The sequence below is a fragment of the Paenibacillus qinlingensis genome (assembly GCF_013204845.1).
Classification (GTDB): Bacteria; Bacillota; Bacilli; order Paenibacillales; family NBRC-103111; genus Paenibacillus_E; species Paenibacillus_E qinlingensis.
Map to the genome: position 1 here is coordinate 1 of NZ_JABMKY010000020.1, position 17,676 is coordinate 17,676.

At 45.9% G+C, this 17,676-nt stretch carries 10 protein-coding genes; 7 read left to right on the plus strand and 3 right to left on the minus strand.

All coding sequences use genetic code 11. The annotated features are described in order from the left end of the window. Window positions 1-441: 441 nt before the first annotated feature. Together HQN88_RS27450 and HQN88_RS27455 are read right to left on the minus strand one after the other, a co-directional pair. Complete coding sequence (locus HQN88_RS27450; protein WP_246320492.1) at window positions 442-987, minus strand: DUF559 domain-containing protein; 546 nt, start codon at window positions 985-987, stop codon at window positions 442-444. A 384-nt stretch (window positions 988-1,371) separates the two neighbouring features. Further along, a complete protein-coding gene (locus HQN88_RS27455; protein WP_274319486.1) occupies window positions 1,372-2,241 on the minus strand; it encodes a helix-turn-helix transcriptional regulator in 870 nt (289 codons plus the stop codon). 144 nt (window positions 2,242-2,385) lie between these two features. Between HQN88_RS27455 and HQN88_RS27460 the strand changes: the two genes are divergently transcribed. The 3 genes from HQN88_RS27460 to HQN88_RS27470 all read left to right on the plus strand — a co-directional run bounded on the left by HQN88_RS27460 (window position 2,386) and on the right by HQN88_RS27470 (window position 8,743). Continuing rightward, a complete protein-coding gene (locus HQN88_RS27460; RefSeq protein WP_173118520.1) occupies window positions 2,386-4,368 on the plus strand; it encodes a glycoside hydrolase family 127 protein in 1,983 nt (660 codons plus the stop codon). 146 nt (window positions 4,369-4,514) lie between these two features. Next, complete coding sequence (locus HQN88_RS27465) at window positions 4,515-5,531, plus strand: LacI family DNA-binding transcriptional regulator (protein WP_246320495.1); 1,017 nt, start codon at window positions 4,515-4,517, stop codon at window positions 5,529-5,531. A gap of 74 nt (window positions 5,532-5,605) precedes the next feature. Continuing rightward, window positions 5,606-8,743 (plus strand): alpha-mannosidase, encoded by a 3,138-nt coding sequence (locus HQN88_RS27470; protein ID WP_173118524.1) that lies wholly within the window; start codon window positions 5,606-5,608, stop codon window positions 8,741-8,743. A gap of 482 nt (window positions 8,744-9,225) precedes the next feature. Here HQN88_RS27470 and HQN88_RS27475 read toward each other — a convergent pair whose 3' ends face one another. Beyond that, a complete protein-coding gene (locus tag HQN88_RS27475; RefSeq protein ID WP_173118526.1) occupies window positions 9,226-10,092 on the minus strand; it encodes a phytanoyl-CoA dioxygenase family protein in 867 nt (288 codons plus the stop codon). Between the two features lie 140 nt (window positions 10,093-10,232). On the opposite strand from HQN88_RS27475, the gene HQN88_RS27480 reads away from it, so the two are divergent. The 4 genes from HQN88_RS27480 to HQN88_RS27495 all read left to right on the plus strand — a co-directional run bounded on the left by HQN88_RS27480 (window position 10,233) and on the right by HQN88_RS27495 (window position 17,674). Continuing rightward, a complete protein-coding gene (locus HQN88_RS27480) occupies window positions 10,233-11,087 on the plus strand; it encodes an AraC family transcriptional regulator (RefSeq protein ID WP_173118528.1) in 855 nt (284 codons plus the stop codon). A 211-nt stretch (window positions 11,088-11,298) separates the two neighbouring features. Next, window positions 11,299-14,823 carry an S-layer homology domain-containing protein gene (locus HQN88_RS27485; protein ID WP_173118530.1) on the plus strand — a complete coding sequence of 1,175 codons (3,525 nt, stop codon included), beginning with the start codon at window positions 11,299-11,301 and terminating at the stop codon, window positions 14,821-14,823. A gap of 136 nt (window positions 14,824-14,959) precedes the next feature. Further along, complete coding sequence (locus tag HQN88_RS27490; protein WP_173118532.1) at window positions 14,960-16,633, plus strand: glucosidase family protein; 1,674 nt, start codon at window positions 14,960-14,962, stop codon at window positions 16,631-16,633. Window positions 16,634-16,963: 330 nt separating this feature from the next. Then, the gene (locus HQN88_RS27495; protein ID WP_173118534.1) at window positions 16,964-17,674 is read left to right on the plus strand and encodes a YebC/PmpR family DNA-binding transcriptional regulator; all 711 of its coding nucleotides are present in this window, start codon (window positions 16,964-16,966) and stop codon (window positions 17,672-17,674) included. Window positions 17,675-17,676 lie beyond the last annotated feature (2 nt).

Consider the following 17,676-nt stretch of genomic DNA (forward strand, 5'->3'; position numbering starts at 1 on the left):
ACCGTCTGTTGTTTAAATTCATCATTATACCTTTGCCGCTGTTCACCCAAAATGAACACCTCCTGATAAGATTATTATCCTCATCTCCTAACGAGGTGTCTACTTTTTATTCTAGTTTCAAGAAAGTGCTTACCTGTCTGGCAAACAGCTGGTTTGCTTGCATAAGCAAGCTAGGAGTGCTTATTGCTCTCGTATCCTTCCGAAATGCTTAGAAAGACAGGAGATAAGCACATAAGGAGGGCTTATCGGGTGTCATACACCTGACTTAGCAAGAATAAGCAAGCCTAGAGTGCTTATTTCATCCAGAATGTTTTTGCCACCTCTTAAAAATGATTAATATTGTGAGGAAGCTTGTAGGAACGGATTCGGTGGGTACCTGAAGAAGGTATTAATTTCTCTAACTGCACAAGTCTACGGAGGAGTTTACCTGCATGGTTTCTACTAATGTGCAGTTAATCGGAGATGGTTTTGGGAAGAAGAGGGTCGTTGGATTGGCCAGCGATCCTGGCTGAGAATTTCTCTCTCTTCTAATGTTAAGTGATGGCTAGACTGTTGCTCTCCAAACCAGCTGCCCATCATTTGGAGGATTAATTGCTGGCAACGACGCGGTTTTTCTTTGATTTCATCATAAGAGAACCGGAGTATCTTCCACCCATCAAGTACGAGGTGGTTTTGGCGCGTTAACTGGTCTGCAAACTGCCAACGATTCAAATCCGTATGATGTGCTTTATAACCATCAATTTCGATACAGACCAAATGTATCCCACGCATATAGGCGAAATCCAAATATCGAACGCCATCTTTAAAGTCTGAAATGGGGTATTCGGCATGTAGGAAATCAAATCGACCAACTGCCGGCCACCAAATCAGCTCAAGAAACATTTTCTCCGCATGACCATGCCCCTCCTGAAGACGTCTTAATGCTTCACCATTCCTTCCTTGTAACTGAAATTGTATGAATTCCTCATAAAATTTGTTAAATGACATTTAAATGCCTCCTGTTCATAGAATAGAAAAACCGCCCATCTCCTGTTGGAGAGGGCGGTCTGTGTGCTTCACGACCATAGAAACTATTCCTCTGCATTTTACATGAGTGCCTGCTAGTATGACAAGTCATTATTCGTAAATTGCTGCCAGTATCATACTGGGAGTACATTGGTGAATAAGGCAATAGAAAGTGCTTACCTATCTGGCAAACAGCGAGTTAGCTTGTATAAGCAAGCTAGGAGTGCTTATTGCTCCGCATATACTACGGGAATGCTTCGAAAGACTGTGAATAAGCATAAACGGAGGTCTTATACGTTGAAATTCCCCCGTCGTATTGAGAATAGGCAAGATTAGTGTGCTTATTTAACCTCTACTTACATGTCATCATGCTGAATACTGTTTGCGGAACCTTAACGGCGAGATGCCTGCTGCTGCTTTGAAGCAATTGGAGAAGTAAGGCGCGTTGAGAAACCCAATATGTTCAGCAATTCGTGCAATAGACCACTCTGTTTTAATGAGCAACAGCTTCGCCTGTTCAATTCGATAGTCGTGCAAATAGGCCATTGGCGTGCAGTTATAGATTTCTTTCATACATCTGACGATATAGTTGGGATGGAAATGAAATTCTTCGGCGAGTGAGCTATTCGTCACATCGGATTGATAATGTTGGCGTAAATATGCTTCGACTTTGTCGGCGAGTAACAGGGCAGGTGATGCATCGTTACGTGATTGTCCTGCATCTAAGAGACGAAGGAGTTCCATGAAAAGCTGCTGTTCACTCCAATATGTCTCTGAACGATGATGAACTGAGTCCGACAACAGTTTGCGGAGATGTCGCTCGGCAAGCGCAAACTCCGGTGGTGCGCTATACTGCGGGATGCGAATCCGATACGGATTTTCCCAAGATTTGCGAACTTGCTGCGAGTAAACAGTCCCTAGATCTCCATCAGTCGTTTGCTGCCAGACACCATGAAAGTCGAAATGAATCCAAAAGAAGACAGTCTCTGTGTCACAGCCTTTGACGGGATAATGGTAGCGATCAGGCAGCAGTAATAAGGTTTGCCCCTCCGCAACTTCCCACTCTTTATCATCTTCGCCCATATATAGAGTCCCCTTGGTCACCCAAAGAAGATCAAATACGCCTAAATTACGTCGGCTTGGATGCATTTCTCCTGGAAGATAGGTGGATAGGCCAATCATGAGGTAATAGGGCAGCGGTGGTAGTTCCATCCAGATATGACCAAGTTCACTCACCGTTTTCCCTCCCTTATGAAGTGTTGAATTTTATAAAAAATAAGTTGATATTATTCGTAGTTCCTCTTTATTTATAAGGATAAACTGTTAGTAGTTGATAATCAAATGTTATATAAAATTGGATGACAAGAGGAGATTCTACATATGGTGAACTTCACGAGTACACAGGCTGTCAACAACAAGGTACGCATACATGATTCTTTTTGGGATCCATTTATGGAGCTTGTACGAGGGACGGTTATTCCGTATCAATGGGATGCTTTGAATGATGCGATTGCGGATGCTGAGCCTAGTTATGCCAGTCGCAATTTCCGGATTGCAGCAGGGCTCGAAGAAGGGGAGTTTGGCGGGTTTCTTTTTCAGGATAGCGACCTTGCGAAGTGGCTCGAAGCAGTTGGCTACTCTCTGGCGAATACGCCGGATCCTACGTTGGAACAAACAGCGGATGAGGTCATTGAACTCATTGCCAAAGCACAGCATGAGAATGGTTACTTAAACACGTATTTTACGATCAAAAAGCCAGGTCAGGCATGGACGAATTTGTATGAAGCTCATGAATTATATTGTGCGGGTCACATGATGGAGGCGGCTGTTGCTTATTATAATGCGACGGGAAAAAGAAAATTGTTAGATGTCATGTGCAAATTCGCTGACTATATTGAAACGATTTTCGGTCGTGAGCCTGGACAAATTCGGGGCTATGATGGACATCAAGAAATCGAGCTAGCACTTGTTAAGCTTGCTCAAGCTACAGGGGAAGAACGCTATGTGAAGTTGGCGCAATTCTTTATCGATGAGCGAGGCACAGTACCAAACTTTTTAGTGGAAGAATGCAAAGAAAGAGAAGGTTACAGCTATTGGACAGAAAAGAAGCAACCCATTCCGACAGTTGCGCAACTGGCGTACAATCAAGCACATAAACCGGTTCGCGAGCAGGAAGTGGCTATTGGCCATTCGGTGCGTGCTGTTTATATGTATACAGCTATGGCTGATCTTGCCAGATTGACGGGAGATCAAGATTTGCTAACGGCTTGCCGCCGTTTATGGGATAACACAACTAAGAAGCAGATGTACATCACAGGTGGCATAGGCTCAACACATCACGGTGAAGCATTCACGTTCGATTATGATATGCCCAACGATTCGGTTTACGCCGAAACATGTGCGTCAATCGGCCTCATCTTCTTTGCTCAACGTATGCTGCAGCTAGAAGCGAAGAGTGAATATGCGGATGTCATGGAACGTGCGCTGTTCAACAATGTCATTGGCAGCATGTCACAGGACGGCAAGCATTATTTCTATGTGAATCCACTTGAGGTTTGGCCGAAAGCATCGGAATTCAATCCAGGTCGTCATCATGTCAAAGCAGAACGGCAGAAGTGGTTTGGCTGCTCATGCTGTCCTCCGAATGTGGCACGCTTGCTTAGTTCATTAAACAGCTATATCTACACGTCATCCACAGTGCAAAATACGATCTACACACATCTATTTATCGGCAGCGAAGCTCACTTTGAGCTTGCCGTTGGCGAAGTCGCCCTTACCCAGAAGTCTAGGCTTCCCTGGGAAGGTTATGTCAGCATTGAGCTAACTTTGACTCCACAAGATATGTTTACACTAGCGCTGCGCATCCCATCCTGGAGCTATGGTGGGGCTGTCATGAAAATCAATGGTGTGCCGACAGCTTATGAAACGGTGAATGGGTATGCACTAGTTGAGAGGCAATGGGAGCAAGGGGATCTAGTGGAGTGGGAGCTTGAGGTCGAGGCTCAGTTGACTATCGCCCATCCAGAGATCCGCGCTAATGCAGGCAAAGTTGCCATTGAACGAGGACCTCTCGTGTATTGTCTGGAAGAAGTGGACAATGGCACACCGCTAGCTTCCGTTTCCATTGATGTGATGCAGAAGCTGCAAGTGAATTTCGAAGCAAGCTTGTTGGGTGGTGCTGTCGTGATTGCGGCGGAAGGCCATGCCAATGAGTCCGCTTCATGGTTGGAGGATATGCCGTACCGTCCATTCACACAGCAGAAGGTTTCAGAGCGAGTGAAGCTGAAGGCGGTGCCGTATTATCTCTGGGGTAATCGAGGCGTAGGCGAGATGACAGTTTGGATTCGCAAGGGCAGCGTGTAAACCCTTGTGAATGGTGTGAGTCCTTCGGGTATGATTCCGAAGGGCTTTTTACTGCATGAGCGCAAGAGGATATGACGGCCAAACATTATATTTACATCGGTTATAACACGTGTTATATTTTGTGTAGAGGTGCTTTTAATTTGTCTATGAAAAGAGTAACAAGCTTCGATGTAGCTAAGCGTGCAGGTGTTTCACGCAGTGTCGTGTCGGCTGTTCTTAACGATACACCAGGCATAGGTGTTAGTCAGGAGAAGCGGGAAGCGGTGCTTGAAGCGATCCGCGAGCTGAACTATCATGTCGATGCAAGGGCAAGCGGTATGAAGACAGGAAAGAGCTTCTGCATCGCCGCATTCGGAAATACACGTAATCCGCTGTTTCTACAGGTACTTGAAGGTATTCAACGAGCATGTACAGAGTATGGCTATCATATTCTGCTCAGCGGGGACCCGAATATGGACATAAGCAAGCTTGCTGATCTTTATTTGCAGCGGAGAATTGACGGTATTATTTCGTTGGATTCCGTAAATGCGGTGGATGAGAGCTGGGCTCAGGTGCAGAAAGATTCCGGTATTCCATTCGTTTCAATTGAAGGCTTTGCCGAAGAGTCAGAAGTTGTTTCTATTCTGGTTAATTACAAGCAAAGTGTGGTTCAGGCTTTAACGCATATGAATGAACGAGTGGGTATTCAACCAATCTATGTCATTTTCAGAAATGAGGATGATATCGAAAATTGGGCAGAACGTGACCGAAGAGAAGCCTACTTAACCTGGTGCGAGCAACATGCGAGGAATCCCCGTGTCCGGGTTATTACGATAGGCGACGAACACGCAATCATGGAGTTGCTGCAGGAGATATCGACAGATAAGCATGGTGGTGTCCCTTCAGTATTAGTCAACTGGTCAGTCGGTGTCCCTCTGATGTATCGGAAAGCGTACGAACTGCGACTACGAATCGGAGAAGATATCTTTCTCATGAGCGCAGATAATACGAAACGAAATAATCAAGCCATGCTCCCGATCTTGTCGGTGATGGACATCCCTTATGTTCGTATGGGGGAAATGGCGGTCCATGCTTTGAATGAGCAAATGAATCAAGCTAAGGCGCCATCCATAGCTAACAAACTATGGGTCGAAGCAGAGCTTCAGCCTGGTGAAAGCAGTTAACGAATGATCTGCTGTCGTCAGGTTTTTTTTAAGAGTTATATAACACGTGTTATAAGAAGAAGGAGAGAGCCCATATGTTCTGGACATTAGACAAATTAAGCAAAAGATTAAGTGAATTAGCTGGTTATCGCTATCGCGAGAGTCAAGCCATTCGGACATTCAGCTTCCAAGTGGATGAGCAGAAGGAAAATGGCATACGTACGCCAATTTCGGACCAATGGAGCGAAATAGCAGTAGGAGATCGTTGGCAGGGACGTGACCGCTATGTGTGGCTCAAGCAAAAAGTAACGATTCCTGCTGAATGGAAGGGACAGACGACGCTCGGTTTATTCGATTTTGGGAAAACGGGCTCGGGAAACAATTCCGGATTTGAATCCTTGCTTTTTGTGGATGGTCAGCCTTTTCAAGGTGTCGATTCGAATCATACGGAGGTATTTTTCCCAGAGGAGCTAGTTGGCTCAGAGGTTGAACTGCTATTTCGGCTTTGGTCAGGTCTGGAAGGCGGAGGTGTACCGACGGATCAAGTCCATGAGCTGCGCAGAGCAGAGATTGCCGTATTAGATGAAGCGACGGATGACTTGTACTACACGGGTCGAGCGATTCTGGAGACGGTTAAGCTGCTTAGCGAAAACCAGGTAGAACGTCAGGAACTGCTCAAGGCAATTGACCGCGCTTTCTTGAAGCTCGATTGGTCCCGTCCTGGTTCGGAGATGTTCTATGCATCTATACGTGAGGCACAGACTTTCCTCGCAGGTGAAGCAGCCGTATGGGAGAAACGTCATGCGGTCACTGTGCGCTGTATCGGGCATACCCATATTGATGTCGCATGGTTATGGCGATTGACACATACACGGGAGAAGTCGGCAAGATCCTTTTCAACGGTCCTACGTCTGATGGAGAAATATCCAGAGTATGTGTTTCTTCAAACGCAACCACAGCTATACGAATACATCAAGACCGACTATCCGGACATCTATGAGCAAATGAAGAAACGGATCGCAGAAGGGCGCTGGGAAGCAGGCGGCGCGATGTGGCTGGAAGCAGATTGCAATCTGACGAGCGGGGAATCCTTGGTTCGACAGCTGCTCTACGGAACCCAATTCCTGCGCAATGAATTCGGTGTGGAATGCAAATATTTGTGGCTACCTGATGTATTTGGCTATAGTTGGGCCTTACCGCAAATTCTACAAAAGTCAGGTATTGATACGTTTATGACAACCAAAATCAGCTGGAACCAATACAATCGCATGCCGCACGATACGTTTCAGTGGCGAGGGATGGATGGTACAGAGGTACTCACACATTTCGTTACAACACCAGAAGTGCCAGGTTCTAAGGTATGGTGGTATACGTATAATGGCGCGGTTGAGCCATTTTCGGTCAAAGGCATTTGGGATACCTATCGGGATAAAGAAGTAAATCAAGAGTTGCTGCTATCGTACGGCTATGGGGATGGTGGCGGCGGAGTGAATCGGGATATGTTAGAAATGAGACGCCGTTTGGAACACATGCCAGGTTTGCCGAAGGTCGTTACGGGCAGAGTGGATGATTATTTTGACAAGCTACAAGAGACCGTGGAAGCGACAGATAGCTATGTGCATACATGGGATGGGGAGTTATATCTTGAGTACCACCGTGGAACTTACACCAGTCAGGCCTATACCAAACGGATGAATCGCAAATTAGAGCTTCTGTACCGCGAAGCGGAATGGCTGCAAGTTTTGCAAGCCGTTGTGGGATCGAATTGGCGCCAATATCCAAGTCAGGATCTGTATGAAGGTTGGAAAATCGTACTGCGCAATCAGTTTCATGACATTATTCCAGGTTCGTCCATCCCTGAGGTGTATGAAGATTCGCGGATTGAATATGAGGAGGCCGAGCGGATTGGTAGGGCCGCTATTCTTGGAGCAACCGAAGCACTTATTTTAACATCAAATACGGCTAGGAAATCGTTTACGGTATGGAATAGCGCTTCTTTTGCCAGAGAAGAACTGGTGATTATCCCTGTAGATGAGGTAGGAGCGGAAGGGCAATGGCTGGATGCAGCTGGGCAGATCCTATCCGCGCAGCTACAAGAGGAGCAGTGGTTAGTGCTTGTGTCGCAAGTACCGTCACTCGGATTTTGCACCGTTGCTTTCCAAGAAGCAGCAGCGCTGGAGAGCGCAACTAGCTTTGAAACCGCTTCGATCGCTCAAGGTATTTCGACTCCTTTCTATGACATACGTTGGAATGAAGCCGGTCAATTACTCAGCATTTGGGATAAGGCGAGTGAGCGAGAGGTTCTGGCTGAAGGCGAATGCGGCAATGTGCTACAGGTGTTTGAGGATAAGCCGAAGGACTATGAGGCGTGGGATATTGATATTTTTTATCAGGAAAAAATGCGAGAAGTGACGGAGTTGAAATCCGTAAGCCTGGCGGAAAATGGGCCACTTCGGGCCGTGGTGCTATTCGAATGGTCCTATATGGACTCGAAGATAATACAGGAAATGATCGTATATGCCAACAGCAGGCGGATTGATTTCGCTACGGAAGCAGATTGGCAAGAACGCCAACAACTGCTCAAAGTTGCATTCCCTGTGTCTGTACGTTCTACGGAAGCTACGTATGATATTCAATTCGGCAATGTGAAACGGCCTACACACTGGAACACAAGCTGGGATTATGCGCGTTTTGAAAGTGTCGGTCATCAATGGGTCGATTTATCTGAGCGCGGGTACGGGGTTAGTTTGCTAAATGATTGCAAGTACGGACACGACATCAAGGATCATACGATTCGTCTATCGCTGATTAAATCAGCCACTTATCCAGATCCGTTAGCCGATAAAGGTGCTCATCAATTTACGTATGCATTGCTGCCGCATGAAGGGGATTGGGTAACGGGTGAGACGGTGAAAGAAGCTTGGGCACTTAATAATCCTCTGCACGTTTCTATGGGTCGCACATCGGTGGATTCGCACTCATTGTTCCGTCTTTCCTCGGAGCAGGTACTTGTGGATTCGGTTAAAAAAGCGGAAGACAGCGACGCATTAATCGTTCGTCTCCACGAATTTACGGGATCACGTCACAGCGTCTCCCTCACAAGTGATTATGCCGTGAAGACGTGGCAGGAATGTGATCTTATGGAGAGACCTATAGGCGAAGTGATTCAAGGTGATACAATAGAGTTGTTTATTAAACCCTATGACATTCGTACGTTTAAGGTAACAGTGTAAACTTGGCAAAGGGCAGTCCAGAAAGTAGATGGATCTACTTTTAGGACTGCCTTTTAATTAAGCGTATACGTTTTCGGTTACTGTAAACTTCACGCTATTGGCCAACATGTAGTGCTTCGGGCAAATAAATGGATTTTATGCAGTTATATCTTTCGATTCTCCGAGCGAACGCAGAATAGATGGATAATCTCAGGCTGTCGAGAAAGTCTCGCGGTGTTTTCGACAGTTTGATTTTTATGTGGTGGATCTCTCCTCTTAAAAGAAAAATCGATTTAAAACAATCTGAGAGACAACGTTCGAGTCTAAAAGTGACGTTAATTAATTCAAACTTGAAAAAGGGCACTTTCTCGACAGCCTGATAATCTACAGTTAATTTTAACTAATTTACACAATTAAGCTAAAATTGGTGAAATTAACTACATGGTTTCCATTTAATTCGAGTTTTGGAGGAGATTTCTCACAAATAACAGTATATTTTCCAGTTATTCCTCATGCTCAGGCTTATCGGCCAGCCAGTCCTCCAACGTAGCCACACGTGATGGATATTTGTAGCTTCTGGCTAGAAAGCCAATACCGTGCTTCACCATGGGATCCTGATCTGTAGGCTGATAACGCAAATCAACACTCCAACGAACCGTATCAGACATGTTCGGGGTCGACATATGCAGGCAGCGATCGTTGAACAGAATCGCGCTTCCTGCGGGTACAGGCAGGGCAACGGTTTCCGTTTTGCCTAACTGACTATCTTTGAGCGCTGTATAGCCTGTTCCTGTGTAAGTCTCACGATGCCACTTGAGCACGCGTTTGCGATGTGTCTGGGGTTTGATATGGAGGCATCCATTCACTTCATTCGCATCGACAAGCGGGATCCAGACCGTAATAACAGGATTCGCATTAGCATCTGGCCAATAGGATTTATCTTGATGCCAAGGTACTGCGCCAGCGGCTACTTTTGGGACTTTCGGTCGCACGTTATATACCGGATTCGCGAAAAGCTCACCGCCAATTAACGATTCTACCGCATCCAAAATTTTCGGATTGCTCATCAAAGTGAAGTACCCAGGTATTCGGTCGCGCCAGCTTCGGCCATATTTGAGAAAGTTTTCGGCAGATAGATTCTGAAATAGCTCAGCTAAGCGATTGGGAAATGGCCGATCTTCCAGCTTATCCGTAATCAGTCCATCCGCGAACAGTTCGTCCGCAATCATCGACACCTTCTGAGTCATCGCTTCACGAGCGGAGGCTAAATCTTCTTCCGATAATAAATGCGGGATGATGAGATAGCCCTGTTCCTCGTAAAACTGCGATTGTTCGGTAGTTAAACTTCCGCTTCCATTTTGCTTAATCAATCTACTCACCCTCCAACATGTGTTGTAATATAGAAAATATAACACTTCAAGTGATTGTTGTATTTGCTTCTGTGTTCGTCTATTGATCAATTCTTCCGGTCAATCTTATCGTCAATTTACTATCGATTGCGAGGGTTACTATGACTTTTTTAACTTCGGTTAATCCCTATGTAAGAGTGGGACATTATTATCAATTTCCAGTCGAACGAAACCAAGCTGAAGTGGGCAGAATCGGGTATTGCTATGCCTTTCATTTCGTTGCCGGAGGCAAAGGGACGGTTTCCGCCCAAGGAAGAACATATCCTGTGAAGAAAGGTGATCTGATCTATTTTCCACCTGAAATAGGTCATTCTTTTTACGCCAATCCCGATCATCCACTAGCCACCTATAACTTGTATTGTGATCTCTGGAATTATCCATTGAGAAGCAGTCAACATCTCGTTTGGGATGAGTCTGATTTTAATCGAGAGTTGCTAACACATATAATCCCTTGTCCAGAGCTGGACAAGTTACCAGTCGTTACGCCCATCCAGCACGATGCTTCCCTTGGTCAATTATTCATCCATGTCGTCAACCAGTCGAGGAGAAGTGATCACTACTCTGAGCTGATTGTAAGCAATCTCCTCAAAGCTTTCCTTCTAGCACTTGTACAAATAGCTTCAACGCAACACTTCATCGATTATCGAATGATTCCGATTATCGAGCGCATGGACAGGGAAGCGAATGCGAGTCGAGGTTATGACGAATGGATGAGCCAATGCGGGCTTCGCAAAACGCAATTTCATGAGCTTTTCAAGCAAGCTACAGGTATCTCGCCCAAAGCTTACTGGACCAAATCCATTATGCGCCAAGCGGAGGCAGCTCTATGGGAAAGCAATCGTTCCATAACGGCAATTGCGGAGGATTTCGGCTATTCATCAGTCCATCATTTCACCAAACAATTCACACAATTTCATGGCGTTTCACCTACGGAGTTCCGGAGGAGGAAAAATTAGAGTTTATATGCGATATGGTTCTTGTACCATAAGTTAGTTCAATATCGGCTTAAATAACTAGTATGTTACCATTTTTTCGATAAACTATAATTTGTCTTAGAAATGGAAGGAGGGACCGCCAATTTGGTAAGCGCTTGCATTTGAAAAAGCGGGTTGATTGGAAGCAGTATGCAATGATTTTCGAATTCGACTAAGGAATGATGGAGGAAAAATGAAAATAACCGTTATAAAGAAGAAGTTATCCGCAGTCATGGTATCCGTCATGATGTTCTCACTGTTTGCTTCCGTCGATTTAGCTTTTGCAGACGCCATTACACCATCTAATTCAACTACAACGGCAACAACACCAGCGGTAACAACGATGGACACAGCATCCAAGTTTAAAGCTCTTAAAGACAAAGGCATTTTCGATGGTTCCGACGAATCAGGGTCAGCCGAACTCGATAAAGAGGTGACGCGGGCCCAGCTTGCCAAAATCTCCGTTTTGTTGAATGGTTTAAAGGAAGATGTTCCTTCAAGCGCCATATATACAGACCTTGCTGAAGCAAGCTGGGCGGCAGGTTATATCGGTGCAGCAACCAATGCGGGCTATATGCAAGGCGTGGAGAAAGATCATTTTGATCCAGCCGGCCTAGTCACGATTGAACAAGCTGCTTCTGTACTCGCACGTGTTTTCAAGCTGGAGGCAGATGAAACCGATACGGCCAAAGTGAAGGGCATCGTGTCCGATTGGGCGAAAGAGAATGTAGCTTCTGCGATCAAATTGGGGCTCTTGGCGGACATGGCTGATTTTACCAAAACAGTGAATCGCGAGCTGCTTGTCAATGCCGCATACGCTGCTTATCAGCTGATTCAAGCCGGGGGTCCCGTTGTGTCCAAAGTTTCTGTGGCTGACTTTAAAGCTACGGGCGCTAAAACACTCGTGGTCAAATTGAATGGCTCACTCGCTGACACGAGTAAGTTGACGGTTTCCATTCTTCGTGGCTCCATTACAGGATCAGTCGTTACAGGTGCTCAGAAGTGGAATACCAACAAGAGCGAAGTGACGATCACGTTGGATACGAAAATGACAGAAGGCCTTTATACGGTAAAAGTTGAGGCTGTCAAAGATGGCGGTTTAACGGTGGATAAAGGCACAGCAGAGGTGTCTGTTGGCAACGAGAAAATCACGCAAATTGATTTCACGACACCGTCGGATAAAATTGCACAGGGCAAAGTCAAACTGACTTTTAAAGCCGTGAACCAGTACAAGGAAGTATCCGATCTGAGTGCAGCCGTATTTACCATCAATACAAGCCTAGATGGAGATGCGATACCTGCGGGTGATTCACAGTCAGTTATGCTCGATGTTACCCATGCCGTCTACAGCAACAAGCTGCGTCAAGACTCGCAAGTTTTCGTCACCATCATGGCTCCAGATTACTCCGTGACAGCCAATAAGACTTTTACGGTTGGTGAATTACAAGCGGTTAGTAAAGTTGAACTGAGCGATGTGGTTTACGTGAGTGGGAAGACGAAATTCGAGGCTGGTGATCTGGTTTCGGTTCCTTACAAGGCTTATGACCAATATGGTTATCCCGTTACGGATTTGGATATTTTAACAAACAGTACATTAACAAGCTCCACTGCAACAGGTGTAATCGACATGTCTGCAACAAGTCCTGCAAGAGGATTTGACTTTATTGCTGACGAAACCGGAGATGGTATTCCCGAGTTGAAGATCAAAGCTGCTTCTAACTTTACTAATTTCAGCATCCAGGATGTCATGCTTACGTTGACGGGACTTGGTTCAGGCCAATCCGTTTCCAAGGTAATGAAAGTGGCTGCTTCCAAAGCGCCTTATGAGTTTAGCATAGGTAACTTCCCGAATACGGTAGCGGTGGGTGACGAGGATTTCTACTTGCCACTCGTTGTCAAAGACCAAGGCGGGACGATCCTTACGACAGATGAAGTTGTAGAAAATGCCGATAAGATAAGTGTATTTGGATTATCAAACGGCAGTATATCAGTTGGCGCCAAGGATTCGCTTGGCAGACTAATTGGCGGAATCGAGAAGAGTGGTGCAAATAGAGGTACAATTCGCGTCTCCGATTTAAAAACGTTATCAGACGTAAATAAAGGTCCGTTAACGATTAAAGCTGCGCTCCTTACAAGTGAGAAAACGGCTGTGAATAGCACGAATATTGTTGCCAAGCGTTTTCCGAAAACCGTGTACTTTTCCGTTGTACCGAAACCTAAGATGCTTCCTTCGCTCGAAATGGTGAATGGAAGAACGGAGAATGCGTTTCGTTTGAAATTCAAAGATCAGTATAATGAGGATTTTGATCGCGATTATCGAGGCTATTCGATGAAATTATCTTTTGCTAAAACGTCTGGTACGGTTACTGATGCAGTTTATGTACTCAGAGGAAGTACAACTGCCTTCTTGGACACAACTAAAACATCTTTTATCGTTAGGGGTGTAGATGGTACGGTAGAAGGTTATGACTCAGGTAAAGTGTCAACTGATTTCGGTTATTATCGGGATCGCGATTTCTTCTTTATTGCCAAGGTTGGCGATAACAATGAAGGTACGTACCAGGTTACAGCTCAGTTGTTTAAAGGGGATGAGGCTGCAGTTGCCGCAGGATCAGCCTCCTTAATGTCAACAGCCATTGGTACGACGCAGCTTCTGAAAGGTCGAGAAGCCAATAATTTGCTGTATACACTGACACCATTTGCTAATGGCATTTATGCTGTCGATAAGGTTAAGGATACGCTGCAAGGCTCACTTACGAATGTCATTAATAACGTTTATTCAACAGAAGGTGTATCTTTAGAGAATATGTTTTCGGGCAAAGTTGTACTCACGGCCAAGGATGTTAACGGCAATATTGTTCAGCTCCCGAATAACACGATTCAACAGTTGAAATCGGTCACGACTTCCAACACGAGAGCTTCTTCCATTGTGAATAAGCCACGAGCTGATGGTGCTGTTGCAAACGCTTTTGACGGGTATGGGATTCGTGGTAAGGATGTTGGAACAACTAGCATATCCGTGCTATTCAAGCCATCTAACTACACTGGGAATAAAGTGGCTTTCCTTGATAACATCGCCATTAAAGATGATTCTTTAGTCGTTAGCTCACTAACAGCAACTTATAATGGGAAAGCAAGAATTATGGGATTGTCGCAGCTGAAAGCAGGCGTTAACATTTTTACAGGTAATACCATCGATACGGTGGCCAAGAAATTGCTGCTGAAACAAACGTTTAGCAATATTACGCTAATGGATCAATATGGAAACAATGCCTTTAGAAACAGTTCTGTGATCCGTGTAGCACCAATTTTCGGTATTCAAATTTTTATTAGCAATGTCAAATGGACGAATGATAACATTGTACCAGATTCAGGATATCTCGCAGTTGAATCCAATATTACAGGTGTTAACAATGTGAATGGATTGTCTAATCAGCCTTATCCTTTAGCTGGAAATGAAACGGCTGGCTATACCTATCCATCAACAGATGCGGATATTGGTGCAACCGCTGGCGGTAAAGTCGATCCTACCGATTGGGTATTCTCCACAATCAATAGTAAGATCAGATTATATCGCGGAGATGCGAAGTATATCTACAAACCAGCGACATCAGCGATTGATGGAACATCTGTCGAGGTGGCTTCCTTCACAGCAACGATGATTACAGCCAACGGGAAAAGCATTTCGGTTGATGTGTACCCGGATCCATTGAAGTAATGTTACGACCGTTCCATGGTATTCTACCAGGGAACGGTTTTTAATTTTTAGACCAATGATCACCGCTTGGCTGCTAACTTGTCATAGAAACTATCCAGGTGAAGTAAGGTTATATAGAACGAGAAGGGGGCGAAGGATGCGTTGGCACTTAGGCGAAGAAACAGGAATTGTCTGGGACATTCATCTCGGAGACCTTGCCCACCAGGATCATGTCGAAATGAGTGGGAAAGCGGTCTCGCTCATCGTGAGTTATGGCGTAGACTCGGAAGGAAGTATCTTTTTAAATCGTAAAGTAGTCTGGCCAGCTCTCCGCACGATTCCGAATGATACGCATGCTAGTTTAACGGAGACGTTTGGACAAGAGTTTGTGCCGCGTATGCGTGTAGAGGGCCAACTTGTCCAAGAAAAAGGGTTCCGAATTACGTTCGATGGCATTCTTCGAATCGCTTCTGTTTCTGATCAAGGGCTATTGATACGACGAACCGTATTTCCGTCGAGAGAAATACCTTACGCGTTAGACCATGTTCAGATTCAGAACATGACGGAGGGATCGATAAGACTAGAGATCGATCAGATAGCATTTACCAAGTATCGCAGAGGTACGAAGGGCATTTATGTCGTGGAAGCGGGACACGACGGGCCTGCTTGTGTGATCTTGGAAGCAGGGGCAACGGTGTCCTATAAGGGTTGGATCTGCGCCTCCACGTTAGGAGCGCCCAAAGAAACAGTGGATATCATGAATGAGGAAGCGAAGCGATGTGAATTTCTGCTGGCATTAGGTTCGTCTTTGCGACTGGAATCACCTGAACCTAATCTAAACCGCATGTTTGAGTTGGCTAAAATTCGCGCGGCGGAGAGTGTTTTCCGCACCAAAGGCGGCTTACTTCACAGTCCCGGAGGCGGGTCCTATTACGCAGCCGTATGGGCGAACGATCAGGCGGAATATGCGGGGCCCTTTTTTCCATTTCTAGGCGAACAAGATGCGATGGAGGCATCCTTGAATGCCTATCGACTTTATATGCCGTTCATGGGTCCTGACTTCCATCCTATTCCCTCCTCAATCATCGCAGAGGGCGTGGATATTTGGGAGGGGGCTGGAGATCGCGGTGATGCGGCGATGTACGCCTATGGTGCGGCGCGGTTTGCACTGGCGAGCGGCAGCTTGCAAATAGCTGAACAGTTGTGGCCAGCTATCGAATGGTGTTTGGCGTTTTGCCGGCGTAAACGAACCCAAGATGGCGTTGTCGCATCGGACTCGGACGAATTGGAGAATCGGTTTCCGAGCGGCGACGCTAATCTGTTCACATCGTCGCTTGCGTACGGTGCTCTTCTTTCGTCCGCTCATCTTGCGCGAGCAGTCGGGAGAGCAGAACTTGCTCCACGCATTGAGGAAGAGGCGGCTGAGCTGCGACAAGCGATTGAATCCCATTTTGGCGCAACCGTGGAGGGGTATGAGACCTATCGCTATTATGAAGGGAACGACATTCTGCGTTCGTGGATTTGTGTACCGCTGACGATGGATATCTTAGATCGCAAGGAACAAACCATTGCAGCCTTATTATCTTCGCGATTGTGGGTAAACGGCGGACTAGTCACCCAAGCGGGGGAAACCACCTTTTGGGATCGCTCCACGTTGTATGCACTGCGGGGCATACTCTACGCGGGCGAAACGGAGCTGGGGATCACACATCTGCTCGAATATTCGCGAAACAGATTGCTTGGCGACCATGTTCCCTATGCGGTTGAGGCATTTCCCGAAGGTAATGGTCGGCATCTCTCTGCGGAAAGCGCGCGCTATACGCACGAGTGATTATAGAGGGCTTATTTGGCATCGTGCCTGCGGGGCTTCATTCTTTTACCTGTTCGCCTAGGCTACCTGAAAGTTGGGACACGATGGCGCTTCGTTCCATCCGAGCGTTTAATTCCTGTTTTGATCTACTCGTTACCCGTTGTGACGAAGGGGTATTAGTCACATGTGTGACGTCTGACAAGCAGGAAACATATCTCTGGAATGAAGATGGACCGATAACCGTTCATCTGCGGTGAAGGCGTAGCCTGTCGGCTATTCAAACAGTGTTTAAATTAACGTAGAAATAGGTTATGATAGGGAATGAAATCATAATAGAAAGTGGGATCCATAGTGGGACGTAAGTGGAATAACATAAAAGAGAAGAAAGCTTCAAATGATGCAAGTACAAGTCGCGTATACGCGAAGTTCGGCTTAGAGATTTATGTTGCAGCACGCAAAGGCGAACCGGACCCGGAATCAAACCGTGCATTGAAAGTCGTTCTTGAACGCGCCAAGACGTATAATGTGCCGAAAGCGATCATTGATCGTGCGATCAATAAAGCCAAAGGCAGCTCCGATGAAATCTATGAAGAGCTCCGTTATGAAGGCTTTGGACCGAATGGTTCGATGGTTATTGTGGACACGTTAACGAATAATGTAAACCGTACCGCGTCAAGCGTTCGTGCCGCATTTAGTAAAAATGGCGGTAACATGGGAGTGACAGGTTCTGTTGCTTACATGTTCGATGCGACAGCGGCGATCGGTATTGAAGATAAAAGCATCGATGAGATCATGGAAATTCTGATGGAAGCTGACGTAAACGTGCGTGATCTTCTTGAAGAAGAAGAGATGGTTATGGTATATGCAGAGCCCGAAGAATTCCACGCCGTTCAAGAGGCGCTCAAGAAGGCTGGCATCACGGAGTTCGCAGTTGCTGAGTTGACGATGATTGCTCAGAATAACGTTACGTTATCCGATGACGCACAAGTGCAATTTGATAAAATGATTGATGCTTTGGAAGATTTAGAAGATGTTCAACAAGTGTATCATAACTTGGAATAGGT

Excerpts from the sequence above, each read along its gene's own strand:
- HQN88_RS27450 (WP_246320492.1), bottom strand. The coding sequence starts at position 987 with ATGTCATTTAACAAATTTTATGAGGAATTCATACAATTTCAGTTACAA.
- HQN88_RS27485 (WP_173118530.1), top strand. The coding sequence starts at position 11,299 with ATGAAAATAACCGTTATAAAGAAGAAGTTATCCGCAGTCATGGTATCC.
- HQN88_RS27460 (WP_173118520.1), top strand. The coding sequence starts at position 2,386 with ATGGTGAACTTCACGAGTACACAGGCTGTCAACAACAAGGTACGCATA.
- HQN88_RS27465 (WP_246320495.1), top strand. The coding sequence starts at position 4,515 with ATGAAAAGAGTAACAAGCTTCGATGTAGCTAAGCGTGCAGGTGTTTCA.
- HQN88_RS27480 (WP_173118528.1), top strand. The coding sequence starts at position 10,233 with ATGACTTTTTTAACTTCGGTTAATCCCTATGTAAGAGTGGGACATTAT.
- HQN88_RS27470 (WP_173118524.1), top strand. The coding sequence starts at position 5,606 with ATGTTCTGGACATTAGACAAATTAAGCAAAAGATTAAGTGAATTAGCT.
- HQN88_RS27490 (WP_173118532.1), top strand. The coding sequence starts at position 14,960 with ATGCGTTGGCACTTAGGCGAAGAAACAGGAATTGTCTGGGACATTCAT.